This is a genomic window from Calyptranema fuscum S582 (genome assembly GCF_055793305.1).
Genome location: NZ_JBSLYH010000009.1, coordinates 171,683 through 192,502, shown reverse-complemented (window position 1 = coordinate 192,502; position 20,820 = coordinate 171,683). Strand labels below are relative to the sequence as shown.

The window sequence follows — 20,820 nt, the reverse complement described above, 5'->3', positions numbered from 1 at the left end:
TCCCTCGTCCCCTTCACCTCCCTCACCGTCCGATCTCCTCAGCGTCAAAGCCTCTGGCGGCGATGTCCGGATGGTCTATTCACCTTTGGATGCAGTAAAGATTGCTGAGGCGAATCCTGACAAACAGGTGGTGTTTTTTGCAGTGGGATTCGAAACTACGGCTCCGGCGACGGCAATGGCAGTTTACCAGGCAAAACAACAGGGGATTCACAACTTTTCCCTGCTGGTATCGCATGTGTTAGTCCCACCGGCAATGGCAGCAATTTTGTCCTCTCCGAACTGCCAAGTGCAAGGTTTCTTAGCAGCGGGGCATGTGTGTACGGTGATGGGCTATCGAGACTATCACGCGATCGCCTCCAGATATCATGTCCCAATTGTGGTGACAGGGTTTGAGCCACTGGATGTGATGCAGGGACTTTATTTGTGTATCAAACAACTAGAAGCCGGACAGGCAACTGTTGAAAATCAATATACTCGCTCGGTTCGTCCCGATGGAAATGAAGCGGCTCAAGCTTTGATTCAATCTGTATTTGAAGTAGTGCCACAGCAGTGGCGAGGCATTGGCGAAATTCCCCAAAGTGGGCTAGGGTTGCGGGCAGACTATGCTGAGTTTGATGTACGGCATAAAGGTTTGTTACCCAATGCGATCGCCCCTGTCCCCGCTCCTGTGAATGAATGTATCAGCGGATTGATCCTTCAGGGCATTCAAAAACCCCACGACTGCCCTGCCTTCGGTACCCGCTGCACCCCCGAACGACCCCTCGGTGCGCCGATGGTTTCCTCAGAAGGGGCTTGTGCGGCATACTATCGATATCGTCAACGATAAGACGATTGGATACTTTATGACCAACATCATTGTTAACCCTGCTTACCCTCCGTGCCAAGATGCAGGAATACCGGGAGAACGGCGTGCAACTTGGATGGTTGTTGAATCCTGACCCAATGCTTCGCCCTTACGATTCGTACCTTTTCGGCTCCAGCATCTATGAATCAACCTTTCGATTTCACTGTTTCCTGCCCCATTCCCACGCAACACTATCCCCAGATCCTTCTGGCACATGGCGGCGGCGGTCGGCTGATGCATCAATTGATTGAGCAAATGTTTGTTCCTGTCTTTGGTTCTCCCGATCGCGTTCAGCACGACGCTGCTACTTTGACGTTATCGGGACATCGCATTGCCTTTACGACTGATTCTTATGTAGTGCGACCGCTATTTTTTCCGGGAGGAGATATTGGTTCTCTGGCAGTGCATGGCACGGTGAATGACTTGGCAATGGCAGGGGCACGTCCCCTTTATCTCAGCCTGGGCTTCATCTTAGAAGAAGGTTTACCCATGGAAACCTTGTGGCGGGTGGTGCAATCGATTCAGCAAGCCGCCCAAAATGCCGGGGTGCAAATCGTCACGGGTGATACCAAGGTGGTCGATCGGGGTAAAGGCGATGGCATTTTTATCAATACGGCTGGGATTGGTGTGATTGAACATGAGTGGGCGATCGCTCCTACATCGGTTCAGCCCGGTGATGTAATTTTGTTGAATGGTGATTTGGGACGACACGGCATCGCCATCATGGCAGTGCGGGAAGGCTTAGAATTTGAAACGACCCTTGAAAGTGACTCGGCTCCCGTTGCTGAGTTGGTGTTGGAATTGCTCAATGCCGGAATTGAAATCCACTGCCTGCGAGATCTAACGAGAGGTGGCTTAGCCAGCACCCTAAATGAAATCGCTTTGGCAGCAAAAGTGGCGATCGCTATCCAGGAAACACAAATCCCGGTCTGCGAAGAAGTCCGGGGAGCCTGCGAAATTTTGGGGTTTGATCCTCTCTACATCGCCAACGAAGGTCGCTTTATTGCGATCGTCCCAGCCCACGCCGCTGACTCAGCCCTAGCAATCATGCGATCGTTTCAAGAGAAAACAGATGGTATTGCTACAGCTTGCCGCATTGGTCAGGTGAACGATAATTCTCGGTTGGGTTCATTTCCCCATGCTCTTGGATCTGTGATTTTGGAAAGTCAGATCGGTGCCAGTCGCATAATTGAAATGCTCAGTGGCGAACAACTTCCGCGAATTTGCTAAGTTTCAGCAATTCTCAATTCCACAAAGCACAAATTGTTGAGAGAGAGCCGCGCTCCGCGCGGCTCTCTCTCAACAACCGTAATCTATCCAGGCACGAACGCTATAAAAAGACGAGAAGGCTTGAGTACTTCACCGCGTCAGAAATCAAGGCGCATCCTCTTACGCAATTGATGAGAATAGATAATGGGGGTCAAGAATGGCGCTCGCGCCACTCTTGACCCCCATTATCTGCCTGCTTCTGAGTGCGTAGCGCTATATCAAGACCGATTTCGATACAAGCGAGACCCCAACCCCAAAAGTCCCATCGTGACCAGAGCAAACGCCGAGGTGGGTTCTGGAACAGTTTCAGAATCTGGATCTTCACCCATATCGTAAGCTAGCAACTGCTCACACAGGGTCGCGCCATCCATGTCTAGGGGCAGATATTCGTCTGGAGCCATGCCGCTACCCATGCCATCCCCCTCGCCCATGTCCATGCCATCGCCTTCTCCCATGTCGCCATGGTCTTCCATGTCGCCATGGTCTTCCATACCAGTATCGTCTTCCGTTCCCCAACCATGGTGCATTTCTTGCCCATAGCAGTAGTGATCGGCACCCATACCAAAAGCTGGATTGTATAAGTTACCCGATTCATCATTGAGCAGATCATCCGGCGTTTCTGCAAAGCCATTACTAGCGGTCGTAGAACCTGCACCCATTGCAATGAGAGAGTAGACGCCATCCTGGAAGATCAAATCAAAGTCATAGGCAGTATCTAACCCAAACACATTGATTGTAGAGAACTCACCCACTACATCATTCGCCACTAAAAAGTTGAATGTATCGCCAGCGGTTGGTTCAAATTCTCCTAAAAAGTAAAGGTTCAATACGCCATCTAGAAATGCAGTGCCGTCAACCATGAGTTGATCGTATTCTGTACCTGAGGTTAACCCACCGATTTCAATGGTGAGTTCGCCTAAGGCATCTTGAACATAATCGCCCAAGATGCTGATCGTTCCGGGTGAATTGCCAGGACTGACGACCGATGTATTGGTAAAGCTACTGCTAACCGTTGTATTACCGTTGAGTACACTCTGTGTGCCTGTTCCTGGTAAGTTGGGCAAAATGTCTTGTAAATCAGCGGCTGCGCTAACAATCCCGCCATCCCAGGGAAACATCGGATCATTCAGATTATGCCCATAGGATTGCCCGGTCGAGGGATAGAAACTGCTACCCCAGTGCCCGTTGAGTTGCCATTCTGCCCAAATTCGATCGACGTTCGCATGGAGCAACCAGAACATCGGATCATTTGGAGATGCCCCAACATTAGAAATCGTTCCACCAAAGCCGCCAATCCAACCATGCATGTTGTTGTGCATGCCCGTACCTGCTTCTAGACGGGCACGGAATGTGGTGTAAGAGCTTGCCCCAATGGCAGTGGTGGCTTGAGCCACGGTTCCTAAACTTGTGATCCGACCAGCCAGATCGCGGGTTAGCGGTTGCAAAGTCGCGTTGAAACCATTCCAGCGAGCGCGGTTGAGATCGGTACGCAGACCCCAGCCATTGGCTAAAGAAAAGTAGCCACTCATCACCTGGATGCCGTTAGTACCCCCTGTACCATCGGGCCCCATAAAGTTGTTTTGGAAAATTTTGTTGTAGGTAGCGGTGCTATTGGTCCAATCCCAGAAGGGGATTGTCACCGTTGGATCGACACTCTGAAGCGCCTTCTCAAATTCGTAAAGAAACTGTCGATGCCAGGGTAGAAAAGCAGAACCATTATGAGCCGCATTGGCAAGGGTGATGCCTCCGGGCCCAGAGCGACCTGCAATATCGCCTGTTGCAATATGAGTCGCCACAAAACGGTCATAGATGCTGATTTGCAGACCATTATCTGTGGTGGTCATCGTCTGCTTCAGCGTTAACAGCGCACTGATAAACTTATCAATTTCTGTCTGAGTTAAATCTGCTGCATTTTTGCGAACCGCTAGACCTGTGGTTTGGGCAGCGGATGCAGGTAATACATCGAAGGTGTTGGTGTAGCCGTAGTCATAGGTGTAACCGAGGCTGGTAAAATCCAGCACATTTGCAGGTGTGACGTAGCTGCTTTGAAAGGTGAATGCTTGGACTGGTTTGGCAAATAGGGTGCAAACGCATCCTGTGAGGATGCCCATTGTAATGGAAAGTCCTTTTTGTAGCGTTGCGGCAGGAAGAGTCTGACGTGCCGATCGCTCCTGATAGCTAGCAGACGGCTTGGAGTGGAGACCCGAGTCAAGCGTATGAAATTTCATCTCGATAGCCCTGTTAATCTTGCTTTCTTAATTTTTTCTAAGGTTATTTTCTGAGATCAAAATCCCGATAAAACGTGAGACTGCCCATTAGCGGTTAAAAGCAAGGGTGCAGAGCTACCTTGTGGAACCCTCCGTTTCCCCGTATCTGCCTGAAACGGTGCATTCTCAATTCGATGTTAGTGGTGCGTCTAAACGGACAGGGCAAGGTATAAACCGTTGCCTTGATTCAAGCCGTAAGGATGATTTTTAGTAACAATTCTTTTCTGTGGATAAATTCTCTTTTTATACAGAGCAGCATGTTACTAGTCCCCAATAGTACGGTGTAATTCCTGAGGAGATTGTGAATTTTTGAAGAACTTTAATTAACTTTCAAACTAGTTTCCGTGCGATCGCTGATTCTAATTTTTGAATAACCTGTCTCATATTGGGAATTTTAGGGGGAACCTGCCTGAACCATTGATTTTTATGCCTGGAGTGCCCTAAACATGCATGCTTCGATCCTATGTTTGGGTCAGTTTTTGATAGGTTTTTGATGAGTCAGGGACGAGGCGATAGCGGTTGAAATGTTCGTTAAGACGATGTGAGGCGCGATCGCCGCGATTGTTTGCACTGTTTCGATGGTGCTGATACGCTACAAAACAATTTTCGGTACAGTCTAAGGGTAAGCCGCAGGTCTGCCAGTTATTTTATGACGCATCCTCCTTCTCTCAGCACCTCTCCCTGGTTACAACTGTTTCGCTGGATTATGCAACCGATCGAGTTGCTCGAAGATTGCCAGCACCAGTTTGGCGATCGCTTTATCGTCAATCTGGGCAACTTTCGCAATTTTGTATTTTTTAGCGATCCCAGGGCAATTGAGCAGATCTTTACCCTGACGGGTCAACAAATGCAGGTTGGGCAAGCTAATAAAATTTTGAAACCAACGCTGGGTGAAAATTCAGTCTTATTGTTAGATGGCGATCGCCACCAACGCCAGCGGCAATTGCTGATGCCCTCCTTCCATGGCGAACGGATGCGTGCCTATGGGCAGCTCATTTGCCACATTACTCAGCATGTTGCCGACCAATGGCAGATCAATACCCCCTTCGCAGTTCGCTCTTCGATGCAAGAGGTATCAATGCGAGTTATCCTCCAGGCTGTTTTTGGGCTGAGTGAAGGCGATCGCCATGAACAGATTAAAACGCTGTTGGATCACTTATTAAATTTGACGGCTTCCCGGTTGGGATTTGCGATCGCCATTTTTCAATTTCTGCAAAAAGATTTGGGTGCATGGAGTCCGGGTGGACGCTTTAATCGGCTCAAAGCTCAGATCGATGATTTTTTATACAGCGAAATTCGTACCAAGCGGCAAAACCTCGATCCCAATCAAACCGATATCCTCTCGTTGCTTTTGTCTGCCCGCGATGAAAACGGACAGCCCATGAGCGATGAAGAACTGCGAGATGAATTGATTACGCTATTGATCGCAGGGCATGAAACTACGGCGACCGCACTCAGTTGGGCAATGTACTGGATTCATAGAACGCCCGATGTCAAAACCAAGCTGCTTGCCGAGCTAGATAGTTTAGAAACTCTAGATCCAAATAGCGTCAACCGGCTGCCCTATCTCAATGCCGTTTGTTCGGAAACATTGCGCATTTATCCAGTGGCCGTGATTGCCCCCGCACGAACCTTGATTGCCCCTGTGCAGATTTTGGAGGATCGGTTTGAACCCGGAATGCTGCTTAGCCCTTGCATTTACCTGACCCATCGCCGAGAAGACTTATATCCAGACGCCCACTGTTTCAAACCCGAACGGTTTTTGCAACGACAGTTTTCACCGTATGAATATTTGCCTTTCGGAGGTGGCAATCGCCGCTGTATCGGAGCTGCCTTTGCGTTGTTTGAAATGAAACTCGTGTTAGCAACGATTCTGAAAAAATATGAATTAAAACTAGTGAGCGATCGCCCCATTGCGCCCATTCGACGCGGTGTGACGATCGCTCCTAAAGGTGGAGTCAAAATGATGCTAACAGGTCATCGCCCGATCAAGGCGCTTTCGTTTGAGACTGAAGTTCAACATTAATTTCGTTGGCTTGCCGTCGCTTGAGTTCGACCGACTCAGACCGGGGCAACAGATCAAACAGCTCTCGGAAGATATCATCAATTTTCTCAAACGGAACCGAACCCGTCTCATTCAGCAGCAATTCTCCCGTCTGGTTGAACACTGCCACCTGAGGCACCAGACCTTTGTAGTAATACCCTGGTTCGTCGGGTGTGTAACTCGACTTTGGCGGAATCGCATCGACACTAATCGCAATAATATCAACCGCTCGCCCATAAAAGGCATCGAGTTGAGAGATCACTGATGAGTATTGCTTGCAGTCGCGACTGTCATCTAAATACAAAAACAGTAGGGTCGGAGCTTCGCGTTTGAAAGAGGCTGCCAACGTGACTTTGGGAGGCACTAACGATCCGTTTCCAGCGTAGAGCGGAAAGATGCTGCCATCATAATGGTCATCTTTCAACCCTGCGTGGGCAGGCGGCGTCAGCCAAATTAAACCACACGTAACTACCAGAACCAAACTCAGCACAACCTTAGAGAGGGTGCGCCACTGGCAAACAGAACGAAAACCGACGTTGACCAGACCTGCCCAGGAGTTTGGCAACCCTGTTTTACCCAGCCATGACGTGAAAAATTGGGAGACACTCATCAGACAATCAACAATTAGCAGCGCTATATGCTTGAGATTTGTAACTTCCAGTTACATAACACTAACAGCATAAACGGCAAGGGACTGTGGAGCAAGCCGCAAGCGCTTAGCGAACTTCCTTAAAACTCTGGATCACGGCTTGCAGCTCAGGTTCATTCTGGTCAAATTTTCCTGGTAATGTCCATGCCAGGATTTGGTGAAAGCGATCGCTTGTTTCAACCGTGGTGTGGAGGTAGGCAACATCAATTTCAGAGATACGACCAACAATTTTGTATTGGACAGCTGTATACTCTCCTACTTTCTTTACATCCGTCGGTCCTGTGACCTCAGGATTGCTCAAGTTTCCGGTGAGAATGCCGCGCGTAATTTCAGAATGTTTTGTCAACGACATATCGTCAGGCAGATCTGTTTTGTTTTCTGACAAAACAATCACATACATTTCTTTGTCAGGATTGAATGCCTGAATTTGCGCCTCTTCGTGCAACGTTTTTTCTTCTTGCCAGCCGGATCCCATTGTAATTTCTGCTTTGCCATCGGATGCCAGTAACGACGTTCCTAAGACAGATGGAGTGGCAGCAGAGCTAGAGGGAGAAGCCTCTGCAATGGCTGAACCCGTTGTCTGACCAGGATTTTCAGCCTGAGTCTGGGTCTTGCCGCATCCTGCTAAACTTGCCAGCAATACAATCAAAATGAAACCCGATGACTTGAAATTCATAACCAAAATTTTGAGGTGAGTTGAGCTAAGTATTGCAAACAGAACTTGGATTTGATTAAATACACACTCCAAGTAAAAACCTATCCGGAACGTTGATGGTTCATGCCCGACGATATGCGAAATCAGGTCTTTTGACTGCTTTTTTGATCGGGTCTAAACCAAAAACGAAGGGGCGATCGCTTCGCCCCTCATCCGAATAATTTAGCTTACCCTATCGTGTTTAGCCGAGACCATAGTAGGTGCCCAGAGCTTACAAGCTTTAACACAATTCGTCGAGCGTTCATCTATAGCAATTTTCAATGGCGTGAAGTATCAGTTGTGGTGAGAGAGCCGCGCGGAGCGCGGCTCTCTCACCACAACCGTCATCATCTATTCAGGAGTGACGTGCTATCTGGTGCTGCGGGTTGTTCAACACATCACCACGCGATCGCATCAGCCTAAAAAACAGGTCAGGGTGGGGGCATAGCCCCCACCCTGACCTGTCTTAATCTCTTAGGATTTTTTGATGATCCACGAGCTTAAGGAATAGATGCCATCTTCACATCGCTGGTAGCCAGCATCTCTTGCAGTTCTTCAGAGTCAACGGTTTCCCGATCAATCAGCATTTGCGCCAACCGTTCCAGAACCAAACGATTTTCTGTTAAAACAGACTTTGCCCGACGATATGCCTGATCGACTAAGTTACGAACTTCGTCGTCAATAGCTGCCGCTGTTTCTTCTGAAAAATCTCGCTCTGCTGCAATATCACGTCCCAAGAACATATTGCCTTGCTGACGACCCAATGCTACAGGTCCCAGGCGATCGCTCATACCGAAGCGAGTGACCATCTGACGGGCTACCCGTGCCACCTGTTGCAGATCGTTTGATGCTCCAGTTGTGACTTCATCTTCACCGAAAACCAACTCTTCCGCAATTCGCCCGCCCAATGCGACTGCCATTTGATTTTGCAAGTACGAGCGAGAATACAAGCCCGAATCCATGCGGTCTTCGCTTGGCGTAAACCAGGTTAAGCCACCAGCACGACCCCGAGGAATAATGCTAATTTTCTGAACCGGGTCATAATCTGGCATCAATGCCCCGACCAGTGCGTGTCCGGCTTCGTGGAACGCAACCAGAGACTTCCGTTTTTCACTCATTACCCGATCTTTCTTCTCGGGTCCTGCCAACACGCGATCGATCGCATCATTGACCTCATCCATCGAGATTTCAGACAAGTTCCGACGAGCTGCCAAAATCGCCGCTTCGTTTAACAGGTTCGATAAGTCAGCACCTGTAAAACCTGGTGTCCGACGGGCAATCTTCTCCAGATCCACATCCTTCGCCAATGTTTTGCCACGGGCATGGACATTGAGAATCTCCAGACGACCCGCATAATCGGGGCGATCGACGACGACCTGGCGATCGAAACGACCGGGACGCAGTAGTGCGGCATCCAATACGTCTGGACGGTTCGTTGCCGCGATGATGATGATGCCGGTGTTACCCTCAAATCCATCCATCTCCGTCAGCAACTGGTTTAGAGTCTGCTCACGTTCGTCGTTACCACCACCTAGACCGGCACCTCTTTGGCGACCCACGGCGTCAATTTCATCGATAAATACGATGCAAGGAGCATTTGCTTTTGCCTGCTCGAACAAATCACGGACGCGAGAAGCACCAACCCCTACAAACATCTCCACAAATTCAGAACCGGAGATGGAGAAGAAAGGCACCCCTGCTTCGCCTGCAACTGCCCTAGCCAACAGGGTTTTACCTGTTCCTGGAGGACCGACTAAAAGCACACCCTTTGGAATTTTTGCCCCAATAGCGGTGAAGCGATCGGCATTTTTCAAGAAGTCTACGACCTCTGCCAGTTCCAACTTCGCTTGGTCAATCCCAGCGACATCGCCAAATGTAACCTGAGTTTGAGGTTCCATTTGCACTCTGGCTTTCGACTTGCCAAAGTTCATCGCTTGGCTACCTGGTCCGTTTTGCGCACGACGGAGCACGAAGAAAAGCACAACTAAGAGCAAAAATGGAATGAGCAGCGTGCTCAGTACACGAGCCCAGATATTGTCGTCTGCCTGAGGCATCACGGCAATATCAACTCCGTTTTTGGTCAAAATGTCGATCAGTTCAGGGTCTTCTGGCGGTAGATTGACCAAAACGCGCTTGGCGTCGTTAGTTGTCACTTCCGCTTTAGACCGATCAGAACTGATGCGAACTTTTTCAACCCGATTCTGCTCTACCTCTTGGATAAACTGGCTATAGCGCCAGGAATCTGCATTCTGAGAGGGTCTATCAAGCAGTGCCGTCGCTACAAAAATAACTACCACTACCAAAAGGGCATATAACCCAGCATTTCTCCACCGCTTATTCACCGGGGCTAATCCTCCTAGATTCTCACTGTGAGAGCTATAAACTAATTTTAAGGTTCCCTTGAAAGCTCAAAAAGGTCTGAAGATGAGAAACTCCAACCAACCTCTATGCGATTTTTGACCTTAGTGCATTGATAATTGTTAACTAATATTAACTCAATATTAGAAATCATGGATGCCCAGAACGACATAACTTGGTTAATCGTGGCTGAACTGTAATCAAGTCTCACCGTACTCACGCAGGATTGGAGATTAGTTAACGTGTAATTCTGCCTGAGAGAGCGACGGCAAAGCCGTCGCTCTCTCAGGCAGAAGTTGGGTTTCATTCAATCCACGATGCCAAGAATCTGGCAGAGAAACTTATTTTTCGCGCCTGAAAGGGATGAAAATCCCCAATGTTCAGCCAAAACTGAAGTGCCTAATGTTCTCATTCTGCCATTTGGATTATTAATTCGTCTTGCGACAATATCTCTGGCTGCAGACTTGGGCGCGGGGTGCTTTGCCTTTAAATAAACTTGCCTTCAAATAGGTATGATCTCAACCGAGACGCCTTGTGGTGTGAAGGGGCGATCGCCACTCGAAAAAATCACCGTAGAAACAACATTTCCACGGCTCATCTTGCTTTATCGTTTACTCAGATTGGTTTAGACGTTAACACAAGCCTGAGCTTGGCATGAATTAAGTTCAATTGAGCCAGCCCTAAATCTACATTTCCTTCCACCACTATCCCTGTATTGAGCAACCGATCGAGCAGTTCCAAGATGGAAGGGTTCGTAGACGTTTCGCCGGGATAATAGCCATTTTCTTTAGGAAAAAGTGTTCCGATTTCTCCGAGATCGATATTGAGATCCGCAGGATCAATCTCAAATACATCGCAGAGTTGCACCACTTGTTCTTCTAATTTGCGTAAACTTTCGGCTGCCCTTTCTAAGTCAGCATCGCTCAGCTCTCCAGCTTCCATGCGCCGAATGACTTGAGCTTCCATGAGTTGGCGAACTAATTCAACAACCGTCAACAATAGGGGGGCTAAGCCTGCATCCGATCGCTTTTGATCTGGCAGACCGCTGTTTGGAGTGATTTGAATAGGAATATTAGAAGATGGCATGAATACAGCTTAGAACCGATCCGACCGTTCGTCACACTATCAACAAAAGAGCAGCATAGTTAATTACAATGCTACTTCCCACTTTGGAAGAAAATTTGGATTGCGGGCATTCGAGGGTTTTAGTCAATCACAATAAAATTTTAAAACCCTGCGCCGCTTGCGCAGCAAGCGGCGCAGGGTCTTCAATCTAGTAGGCATTGTTTAGTATCGGGACGAATTTGTACCTAAACTCTTTGGGTTCACGTGCAAATTTATTCTCGAAATCGGCAACGCCCGAGCTAGTGTTGAATTCGGTTGATGAACTTACAAGATGCAGCATTGCTACAATGCCGACCGCACAAGAACCTTGACGATTAAACAGGAACCAGATTCTTTTACCCTAAGGCGTGTTTTAAAACTCGCTAAGAGGGGTGTTTTTTCGTGCGCTTCGCGCACGAAAAAACACCTTTTAAAACAGGCTCTAGCGCTGGCGCATTTGAGCAATTTCCTGAAGAAATTGTTTTTGATGGTGTAAGAAGGCACTGTGCCATTCGTGAAAACGGCGTTCTCCGTCTTTCACAAGCATCTGGCGATAGTGTTCAGAATCAATATATGGCTTGGTCTGAGACTTTTGAGAAGACAATTTGGTTTGAGACATCTTAGTACTCAGTTATGACTACGACTTTCCCACACCCTGTTCATCCACTGCCGACGCAGCTCCTGGCTGTGCATCTGAGCGCAGCCCGACAACCTGCGGCTGAGGTCAGATTTAGCAAATTGTAGCCTTGCATTAGAACCACTGACTCGAAAGCTGGGAATGGTTTTAGAAGTTGCAATTTGCTTCATCGTTCTAATAGAAATCATTCTTTCATTCCTAGTCTAATCAGGATTCTAAACCAAATTTATTTTGGCAACTAGAGTTTTGCCACAGGCAAAACTCTAGTTGCCAAGACAGTCTTGACATTAAACGTTCAATATTTCGTGTGTGATTTTGAGCAGCCTTAAAGCTCCTACTAAGGAGTTGCAGCTTTGAGCGATCGCAATTCCGATTCCAAACTTTCGATGCGCGTCTGGAGTTGTTGATTGGCTTCTAGCAATTGGCGAGACTGCCCACTCAGGTATGGATCAGTCTCCCACCAGTTGATACCAATCTCTTTAGCCTTATCAACAGAGGAAATCAATAGCCGAATCCGGATACTGAGCAATTCTGTTGAACCCACTGAAACAGAGATATCTCCTGCAATCACAATTCCTTTATCCAGAACTCGTTCCAGCACATCTGCTAAGGTAGAGCCCTGTGTCGAAGTTGTAATGGCACGATTAGATGTGGCTGTGGGACGAGTCTGAGACGTTGCAACCATTTTTATCCAACCTTTTTGGCATCAGTGAGGCGGCGGTTTGACAAGCTCTGAGTACCTTGTTCAGTCAAGAGTTGTTTCTCCGTCAAAGATCGTAACGCATTCACCGTCTGATATCGGGTAATTTTCAGAGCGGCTTCAATTTCTGATGGACGAGCTTTGGGAAACTGCCGTAAGTAATCGTACACTTCTTGCTCATAAGGAACCCCTGATGTAGGTTCTTCAGGCGCATGTTGGGAGACAACGGTGTCTTCTGCGGCAACAGGCTCATGGTGTGCCGATGGGTCTGGTGTGACGTCAGAGACTGTCACGTCAGACGAGTCAGTTACTTCAGAGGATGACCCTTCTGCAACTGCTGGTTGAGCGCATACATCCTGATTTGAAGATGCCGGTTCTTGGAGCCCTGTCTGGGGAACCGGAGCAAACCCAAGGGTTTCTAGTTGCGGAACATCGTTTGCCACAGGTACATCGGTAGGCACATCGGCTGAGCAAATCAGTTCATTAAAAACATCCCAAAGGGTTTGTGTTGCGTCGGATAAAGACAAGCTAGAGCGAGAAAGTAATACATCGCCGCAAACATCACGAAACTCTGCATTTTCTGGCGTGACGATAATCTCATGCTCATGACAAACTTTCGAAAGCATTAAGCAAGAACGCAAACCAGACGATTTTTCAGCGCCCGTTCGTGTCCGAAATGTTTTGACTAATCGCACGATGATCTGGGCACTCTCCCGATCAATGCCTGTTTTCTGAACCGCAATTTCTTGTTGGGTCAGCTCATCCGGCTCTGGCATGTTGATAGTAACCAGCCGATCGAGAAGTGCATCCTGCGTGGAATGAACCCCACAGTACTCTTCTGGATTGGATGTAAAAATTGCCCGGAAATTGGCATTGACTCGAACATATTCAGACCGACTGTTGCTGGGTGGTAAAACCAACAACTTTTCCTCTAGAGCAGACAGCAACACATTGTTTACTTCTGGGCGAGAACGGTTGAATTCGTCGTAAACTAGCGTAAATCCTTCTCGACAGGCAAGTGTCAGTCTAGAATCTACCCAGTTTTGCCGCAGTTCGTCTTCGACCTTGACGACGCTGTGGATGAAGTTATCCACTACTTTTTTGCGGGTGTAACCCGTCTGATTACCAATCAGATCAGAGGTTTTGAACTCATCATCGCCAAACAATAGCATGATGGGACGACTCAATAGATCTGCCAGATGCAGCGCTAGCGTCGTCTTCCCTGTGCCTGCTGGACCTCTCAGATGTACTGAAAAGCCGGATTGTAGATAGCGTAGAGCTCGTGTTGCAACTCGCTCAACGGAGGGGGTGTTGACGAATCGCCGGGGGCTGGCTTTTAGAACGGTAGTCACAGGTTAGCTTCCTCTTGAATCAGGTAAATGCGATCGCGCTGAGTAATCAAACCCTTTTTAATCAAAGACCGGAGAGCATCTACAGCCTGAAATCGATTGATCGATAGGGTTGACTCAATTTCATTGAGCCGAGCGCCTTTAATTTCGTGGATGTAGTGATAGATCTCTTTCTCTAGTTGTGCAGAATCTTGCTGAAGAACTTTGGGAGCTATTTCAGTAGTCTCCATGATCAACGTTTCTTCACTGGATACCAAGACTTCAGCAGCGATTGCAGTGGGTTTTTCGGCAGGTGTCGGGGCTGCTGGAGGTTCCACGACCGCAACAGCGCGACTCGCAACCTCTGTTTTAGCCGATGGTTGGACGCTCGGTGCTGGAGGAGCACTGGGTTCAGCTGGTTTGACTTGAGCGATCGCCGGTTGAGGAGGTGTAGCTGTCACAGCTACAGGGGTAGCGACAGGAGCTGAAACTACAGGTTTAGCAACAGGGGGTTGAGTCACAGGGGATACGCCATTTCCCCTACCCCAAACAGATGCACGGAGATCGGTACAAAATTGACGTAACTCAGCCCGAAAATCTGACAACTCTTGGAAGATCGCATCCATCTCTACTTGTCGTTTCTGGCGATCGCCCTGAAGCATTTGCTGAAGTTGTTGAGCACGATCTTGTCGTACCAGTTCTAGTTCAGCGAGGTAAGTTTGCACGTTGATTCGTAAGTTTTCTGCAAACGCTGCCAACTCTTGCACGAGGCGCATGTGATTTTGCAAGCGCTCTTGTTGATTCAATTGCAACATCTTATGTGTATCTGCCTGAAGTGCTGCAACCTCGGCTTGCAATATTTGCATTCGTGCTTGGAGTGCTTGCCGCAATAGCACCACTGATTGGCTGAGTTGACTGCGAAAACGGCTTAAATCCTGCGATAACTCTTGCGCCATGAGTGAGCGATCGGCAGTAATCAATCGCAAGAATTCAGCAGTTTGTGTTTGTAAATCTCGATTGAAATTTTGCAAAAACTGAGCCAATTGTTGTGCCTGAACTTGGCGCTGCTGGCTCGTATGGGTCAAAAAAGTTTGAGTCCCTTGTTGTAGCTCTAACCGAAATAAACCAAGGTCATCGCGCAATTGAGACGCTTTTGTAAATCGCTCTTGCTGAAAAGATGCAAGAGCCTCGCGCACTTGCTGTTGACGCTCTGCCAACTCGTGTTGACGTCTTAGTCGTTGCTCTTGCCATTGATCTCTGAAGGCAGTCACGGGGAACCTCCTACTGCGAGGCTATAGGTACGAATGGAATGGATCGGCAGGGATGTTTAGAAGAGAAGAAACGCTGGAGAGCGACAAAAAGCCCTCCAGCGTCAGTTTTGGATATTATGCAGCAGGTACGGCTGCTTGAGCGGTTAAACCAACTGCTTCTGCATATTTCAGATAGGTTTCTACAGAAGCAATCACGACACGAGCTTCAATAGCCAACAGCTCAATACCAACCAAAGAAACACGAACCCATGCATCAATGACAATTCCCTTGTCTAGAATGCGGTCAACGACTTCAGCCAAGCTAGAGGAGGAATTTACCTTTTCAACAGCCATGATTAATCACCTAAAAACTAAGTAAATTTGGAGATTGGTTTGCCTTACCTTGAACATTTGGAATCTAACTAAAGGACCAGGCATCCATTGATAGGATAGATAGTCATTCAATTGCATCAAATCAGCAGATATGCTGAACGCTGACTAATTCGTTTTGAGCATACGAGTAAGTACTGATCAGAAAGCTAGGGCAACTATTGAGAGCTTGCTAATCCAAAAACTCCATATACCTGAACGATTTACAAATCCTGATCGGATTACCTCATCCCTTTGTTAAGAGGCACGACTCCATCACTCTCAATCTTTTAACCAAAAGCAGAATTCTGATTGGTTTTAGAATGCTCTAATAATGGAGATGTCTCTATATTTCCCTTATCACGAAGCTATCTAACACCGTCATTGAAATCAAATCATAGTTATTCCTGATTGAGGTTTTTCTTTGAATAATTTCTGACGAAGATAGCCCAGTGACCTGTGCAAAAGAAAGACGATTTGCCTTACCCAGCCTGTGTTACAGACTTGTTGGACACTTAAAAAAACACCTGATGATCACAAGCAAATAAGGATATCTGTGCTGGATTAACCTGTTAGCCTGTGTTCATCTCATGAACTTCCAGATGTGAAATCTAAAAGTCATTTCCAATAATTTTTCGAGCGTTACTCGCCTAATCCGGATGGTTTATTTAAGTTGCCTCAATCATCTTTTGTCACAAAACTTCATTGAACTCAGATTCGGCTTTGTAACCCTATAAATGACGCTGTGAATCTGAGTTTTTCGATCAAAACTTCGAAAGAAGTTTATATAAATAAAAATGTCTTTGCGAAAATCTCACATCTAAGATTGCACCCGCCGTTCAAATTCTTCACGAGTTGTTTCAACGATCGCTAATGCATCTTGATAAATTGTGTCGTGCTTTTGTTTAATCCAATCCAATAGACGAGAAAGTTGCGCATTTCTTAACTCTAGATCCACCTGAAAAATGGTTGCGGTTGCCATTTGGGTGGCGTATTCAGTCGGATGCCCCTGGGCAACAAATTGAGCGGTCAGCACAGCAAGTGCTTGCTGACGAATAGCGTCAGACGTTTGATCTGGAAACATAGTTATGTCAACTCCGTAAAATTTACTCCCGGTTTCGTTGGCTAAGGAGGATTTGATAGGCAGCCATAAAGTCTGTGTTTGTAATCCGAATCGTGCTGGGATCAGTTTCACCCTGTGTCCGGTAGCGTCGAATTGCTTCCAACGCTGCCTGATTGCTCAAAAGTGCTAGATCTGCACCATTCCAGCCATCGGTTTGACCTGCCCATTCTGTCAGGTTGACCGCTTCCAGGGGACGATCTTGGTTATGGACTTGCAAGATTGAAAGACGACTACTGAGATCGGGCAGGTCGATTTTGATTTGTAAATCTAGCCGACCTGCTCTCATTAAGGCGGGATCAAGGGCATCTGGGCGATTGGTGGCTCCGACTAACAGCACGTTAGGACACGCTTGCAATCCATCCAGTTCAGTCAGCAGTTGACCTACGACGCGATCGCTTACACCTGAGTCGCCTTGAGAACTGCCCCGGATCGGAGCCAGGGTATCGATCTCATCTACAAAAACCACACAAGGTGCTGCCTGCCGCGCTTTTGTAAATAGCTCGCGGACGGCTTGCTCTGCCGCGCCAACCCACTTGCTGAGCAATTCAGGACCATTTACGGCAATGAAGTTGGCTCGTGCCTGGGATGCCACTGCTTTTGCCAATAATGTTTTTCCGGTTCCGGGCGGGCCCCAAAGCAAAATGCCGCGAGGGGCTTTGGCTCCAGTTTGTTGATAGAGTTCGGGATAGAGCAGGGCACCCTCGACCGATTCTTGCAAGGTCTGCTTGACGGTTTCTAAGCCACCAATCTGCTCCCAGGTAATATCGGGTGATTCCACCTCGACCGATCGCAAAACCGAGGGTTTCACTTCTTTAATTGCCTGAAGGAAATCTGCCTGGCTGATCGTCATGTTGTCTGGAATGGGAGCCGTTAACGACGGCACCTGACGACGCAAAGCCGTGTAGGCTGCTTTTTGGCAGACGGCTTTGAGATCAGCACCGACTAGACCCACGGCTAGGTCGGCGATCGCATCTAAATCAACCGCAGTCTCCAGGGGCATCTCACGAGTCAAGATGTTGAGAATCTCCACCCGACCGTCTCGATCGGGTACCCGAAACTGGACTTCTCGATCAAACCGTCCAGGACGACGCAGAGCCGGATCCAGGTGATCCGGGCGATTGGTTGCTGCTAACACTAAAACCCCTGTGGTTTTCGCAAATCCATCCATCAACCCCAAAAGCTGAGCCACCAATCGTTTTTCGACTTCCCCTTCAACCTTAGAGCGATCGGGCGCAAGACTATCAATTTCATCGATAAATATTAAACAGGGTGCAGATTTTGCTGCTTTCTCAAATACACCTCGCAAACGCCCTTCCGCTTCGCCATAATATTTGCCCATGACTTCAGGTCCAATAATGGCGATGTAATTTACGCCCAACTCTTCAGCCAAGGCGCGTGCCGTCAATGTTTTACCCGTTCCTGGGGGACCTACCAGCAACACCCCACGGGTGGGTTCTAACCCGAATTTTTTCAGTAAGTCTGGGCGTTTGAGGGGAATTTCGACCAGCTCTCGCAATTCTTTTAAGATTTCTGATAATCCCCCGACATCCTTTAAAGATGCACCGTCACTCGCATCGGTTGGGGGAGGTGTAACGAGTACCTCTTCTCCAGCGGTAGGTGTGGGACTGGTTGATCCGGAGGCGGAGGTAGTAGGATTGGTGCGGATACGACTTGTGCCGATGCCACCGGGAATATTGCCTTGCCGGGGGATGCCACTTAAGGGACGAGAGCTGATCTGAACGTCTGCCTTTAACTCTCCCTTCTCTGCCTTTTCTTCCAGGGCTTTAGCTAGTTCTAAAAGCTGTTCGAATCCCTTAAATATGTCGCTCATAGATAGTTCCGCTGGTTATCTCAGTTAATAGTTAGCCCAGTTTGTGGGCATTCTAATCACAGCCCTAAGCTTTATGTAATACCTCTTCATGCTGCGCTGACCAGATCAGTGCCAACTGTATGAAAATTCTAGATGACATGAAAACGATCGACTGGCAATCTCCGGATGGAATGGTTTCTCTCCCGTCTAGTGATTTAAACAGTTGCATGGTGACTATGGAGCGGTACGACAACCTTCAACTGGCGATGTTTAGTGGCAAAGGTGGTGTTGGTAAAACCACGCTTTCTTGCGGATTTGCTCGTCGCTGGGCAAAGCAATTTCCAGATCAAAACGTTTTGTTACTTTCTACTGATCCAGCACATTCTCTAGGCGATGTGTTGCACATGCCGGTCGAAGACCAGCCTCATGCCGTTGCCGATTTACCCAATTTGCAGGTGAGGGCACTAGATGCTCAAACCTTATTACAAGACTTTAAAGCCCGCTATGGCAAAGTATTAGAACTGTTGGTAGAACGGGGAAGTTTTGTTGAAGGCGAAGACCTCAGTCCGGTTTGGGATTTGAGTTGGCCGGGGCTAGACGAACTCATGGGCATTTTAGAAATTCAGCGGTTGCTGCGCGAGCAGGTGGTTGATCGGGTGGTCGTCGATATGGCTCCGAGTGGACACACCCTCAATTTATTTGGGCTGATGGATTTTTTGGATGGATTTTTGGCAGCGCTCGATCTATTCCAGGAAAAACATCGGGTGATCAGCAAAACATTTACGGGTCGTTATACCCCCGATGATGCCGATCAATTTTTGCTCGATATGAAGTTGGATCTGGCATCGGGTCGTCAGCTCTTACAAGATCTTGAAAGAACAGCGTGTTTGGTTGTGGCGATCGCCGAACCGATGAGCTGGTTGGAAACGCGACGATTTTTAATAGCGTTAGGCGAGTTGCAGATTCCGGTGGGTGGAATTTTTGTCAACCAACTTTTGAATGCGGTTCGCGGGGATCACATCTGGGAGCAGCTTCTAGAACAACAGGAGATGATCAGTAAATTCTTATCACTGATGCCGGATCAGCCTGTATTTGCCATTCCCCAATCTGATAAAGAACCCGTTGGCGCGATCGCATTAGATCGATTATTTGACCAGATCAACCCGGCGCAGTGTCGCGAGCTGAGTCCTGCTGATGGGACTGCCAATACCGTCATGCCGGAGAAAATTCCACCGGGATTTCATGATTTTCTGGTGGCAGGACGGCATTTAATTATTGTGGGGGGCAAAGGTGGGGTTGGCAAAACAACGGTGGCAGCTGCGATCGCCTGGGGCATTGCCCAAGAGCATCCTCAGAAAAATATTCGGGTGATCTCGATTGATCCTGCCCATTCCCTTGGCGATGCCTTTGGTACGCCATTAGACCATAATCCTACAGCCCTGACTGAAAATCTCAGTGCCCAGGAGATCAATGCCGAACGTGTGCTCGATCAATTTCGAGAAGACTATCTCTGGGAATTGGCAGAAATGATGAGCGGCAAGACCGATGCTGACGACAATCTCAGCATTGCTTATGGGCCGGTGGCCTGGCGGCAGATTGTGGCTCAAGCGCTACCGGGCATCGATGAGATGCTGTCGCTGATCACCGTCATGGAGCTACTGGAAACGAAAGAACAAGATCTGATTATTTTGGACACAGCACCCACCGGGCATCTCTTGCGATTTCTAGAAATGCCGACAGCCATGGGAGATTGGTTAGCCTGGATCTTTAAACTGTGGATCAAATACCAGGATGTGGTGGGGCGCACCGAATTTATGGGACGGCTCCGCACATTGCGGCAGCGAGTGATGCAGGCGCAAAAGAAACTGAAAGATGCCACCTATACAGAATTTATTGGTGTGCTACAGGCGCAATCTGCCATTATCAGCGAAGCCGAAAGGCTAACTCAATCGCTAGAAACGATGGGTGTCAGTCAGACTTATATTGTTCACAATCGCTATCAGGCAGGGCAAGACCTTCCCGAAAATACCTTCAATCAGCAAACTATTGTACGATTACCTCAGTTACCTCGCGGCATCGCGGCTAAAAAACAATTGGCGATCGCCGCCGATCTTTTGTTTTAAGACTTTAGAATGGAAGATCGACAGTTAAATGAATTCAAGATTTAGGTGAATGGGGTTGAAACCGATAGGCAAGCAATACGCATCGTCTACGAAGCAATTCAATTTGATCCGTCAAGACTGCTGCGTCAGCTCAAAGATTTTGGCAAGATGGGGGCAGTGACACCCTTCGGATCGCAGATCGAGTAACGTGTAATTCGGACGTTTATTTTGGTCGGCGCGGCGTCGCCGCGCCGACCCAAACAAATCTTCTG

Annotated in this window: 17 protein-coding genes; 4 read left to right on the top strand and 13 right to left on the bottom strand. The window is 48.1% G+C overall.

Annotated elements, in window-relative coordinates:
- Nucleotides 1–826 (top strand): hydrogenase formation protein HypD (hypD, locus tag ACR6Z4_RS09030; protein ID WP_479716915.1); only part of this gene is annotated, 826 nt, incomplete at its 5' end.
- A 159-nt stretch (nucleotides 827–985) separates the two neighbouring features.
- Nucleotides 986–2,074 (top strand): hydrogenase expression/formation protein HypE, encoded by a 1,089-nt coding sequence (gene hypE, locus ACR6Z4_RS09025; RefSeq protein ID WP_479716914.1) that lies wholly within the window; start codon nucleotides 986–988, stop codon nucleotides 2,072–2,074.
- 257 nt (nucleotides 2,075–2,331) lie between these two features.
- Here hypE and ACR6Z4_RS09020 read toward each other — a convergent pair whose 3' ends face one another.
- Nucleotides 2,332–4,341: a tyrosinase family protein gene (locus ACR6Z4_RS09020; RefSeq protein ID WP_479716913.1), complete on the bottom strand. Its 2,010-nt coding sequence runs from the start codon at nucleotides 4,339–4,341 to the stop codon at nucleotides 2,332–2,334.
- Between the two features lie 688 nt (nucleotides 4,342–5,029).
- Here ACR6Z4_RS09020 and ACR6Z4_RS09015 point away from each other — a divergent pair.
- On the top strand, nucleotides 5,030–6,406 hold the full coding sequence (locus ACR6Z4_RS09015) for a cytochrome P450 (RefSeq protein WP_479716912.1): 1,377 nt from the start codon (nucleotides 5,030–5,032) through the stop codon (nucleotides 6,404–6,406).
- On the opposite strand, the gene ACR6Z4_RS09010 is transcribed toward ACR6Z4_RS09015, so the two are convergent.
- The 12 genes from ACR6Z4_RS09010 to ACR6Z4_RS08955 form a co-directional block, all read right to left on the bottom strand.
- Nucleotides 6,369–7,034, bottom strand: coding sequence for a thylakoid membrane photosystem I accumulation factor (locus tag ACR6Z4_RS09010; protein ID WP_479716911.1), 666 nt, complete (start codon nucleotides 7,032–7,034; stop codon nucleotides 6,369–6,371). The two genes, ACR6Z4_RS09015 and ACR6Z4_RS09010, sit on opposite strands and share 38 nt — an antisense overlap.
- A 106-nt stretch (nucleotides 7,035–7,140) precedes the next feature.
- Nucleotides 7,141–7,749: a hypothetical protein gene (locus tag ACR6Z4_RS09005; protein ID WP_479716910.1), complete on the bottom strand. Its 609-nt coding sequence runs from the start codon at nucleotides 7,747–7,749 to the stop codon at nucleotides 7,141–7,143.
- Between the two features lie 518 nt (nucleotides 7,750–8,267).
- Nucleotides 8,268–10,109: an ATP-dependent zinc metalloprotease FtsH3 gene (ftsH3, locus tag ACR6Z4_RS09000; RefSeq protein ID WP_479716909.1), complete on the bottom strand. Its 1,842-nt coding sequence runs from the start codon at nucleotides 10,107–10,109 to the stop codon at nucleotides 8,268–8,270.
- A gap of 631 nt (nucleotides 10,110–10,740) precedes the next feature.
- A complete protein-coding gene (locus ACR6Z4_RS08995) occupies nucleotides 10,741–11,211 on the bottom strand; it encodes a gas vesicle protein K (RefSeq protein ID WP_479716908.1) in 471 nt (156 codons plus the stop codon).
- Between the two features lie 460 nt (nucleotides 11,212–11,671).
- The gene (locus tag ACR6Z4_RS08990) at nucleotides 11,672–11,848 is read right to left on the bottom strand and encodes a hypothetical protein (RefSeq protein ID WP_479716907.1); all 177 of its coding nucleotides are present in this window, start codon (nucleotides 11,846–11,848) and stop codon (nucleotides 11,672–11,674) included.
- An 8-nt stretch (nucleotides 11,849–11,856) separates the two neighbouring features.
- Nucleotides 11,857–12,054, bottom strand: coding sequence for a hypothetical protein (locus ACR6Z4_RS08985; RefSeq protein ID WP_479716906.1), 198 nt, complete (start codon nucleotides 12,052–12,054; stop codon nucleotides 11,857–11,859).
- A 149-nt stretch (nucleotides 12,055–12,203) separates the two neighbouring features.
- Nucleotides 12,204–12,551, bottom strand: coding sequence for a gas vesicle protein (locus ACR6Z4_RS08980; protein ID WP_479716905.1), 348 nt, complete (start codon nucleotides 12,549–12,551; stop codon nucleotides 12,204–12,206).
- A gap of 2 nt (nucleotides 12,552–12,553) precedes the next feature.
- Nucleotides 12,554–13,918, bottom strand: a complete 1,365-nt coding sequence (gene gvpN / locus ACR6Z4_RS08975) for a gas vesicle protein GvpN (RefSeq protein WP_479716904.1) — start codon at nucleotides 13,916–13,918, stop codon at nucleotides 12,554–12,556.
- Nucleotides 13,915–15,165, bottom strand: a complete 1,251-nt coding sequence (locus ACR6Z4_RS08970) for a hypothetical protein (RefSeq protein WP_479716903.1) — start codon at nucleotides 15,163–15,165, stop codon at nucleotides 13,915–13,917. The genes gvpN and ACR6Z4_RS08970 overlap by 4 nt, the downstream gene beginning before the upstream one ends.
- Nucleotides 15,166–15,279: 114 nt before the next feature.
- Nucleotides 15,280–15,498 (bottom strand): gas vesicle structural protein GvpA, encoded by a 219-nt coding sequence (gvpA, locus tag ACR6Z4_RS08965; protein ID WP_479716902.1) that lies wholly within the window; start codon nucleotides 15,496–15,498, stop codon nucleotides 15,280–15,282.
- Between the two features lie 835 nt (nucleotides 15,499–16,333).
- Nucleotides 16,334–16,597, bottom strand: coding sequence for a hypothetical protein (locus ACR6Z4_RS08960; RefSeq protein WP_479716901.1), 264 nt, complete (start codon nucleotides 16,595–16,597; stop codon nucleotides 16,334–16,336).
- A 22-nt stretch (nucleotides 16,598–16,619) separates the two neighbouring features.
- On the bottom strand, nucleotides 16,620–18,467 hold the full coding sequence (locus ACR6Z4_RS08955) for an AAA family ATPase (RefSeq protein ID WP_479716900.1): 1,848 nt from the start codon (nucleotides 18,465–18,467) through the stop codon (nucleotides 16,620–16,622).
- Between the two features lie 215 nt (nucleotides 18,468–18,682).
- On the opposite strand from ACR6Z4_RS08955, the gene ACR6Z4_RS08950 reads away from it, so the two are divergent.
- Nucleotides 18,683–20,569: an ArsA family ATPase gene (locus ACR6Z4_RS08950; RefSeq protein WP_479716925.1), complete on the top strand. Its 1,887-nt coding sequence runs from the start codon at nucleotides 18,683–18,685 to the stop codon at nucleotides 20,567–20,569.
- Nucleotides 20,570–20,820: the final 251 nt, after the last annotated feature.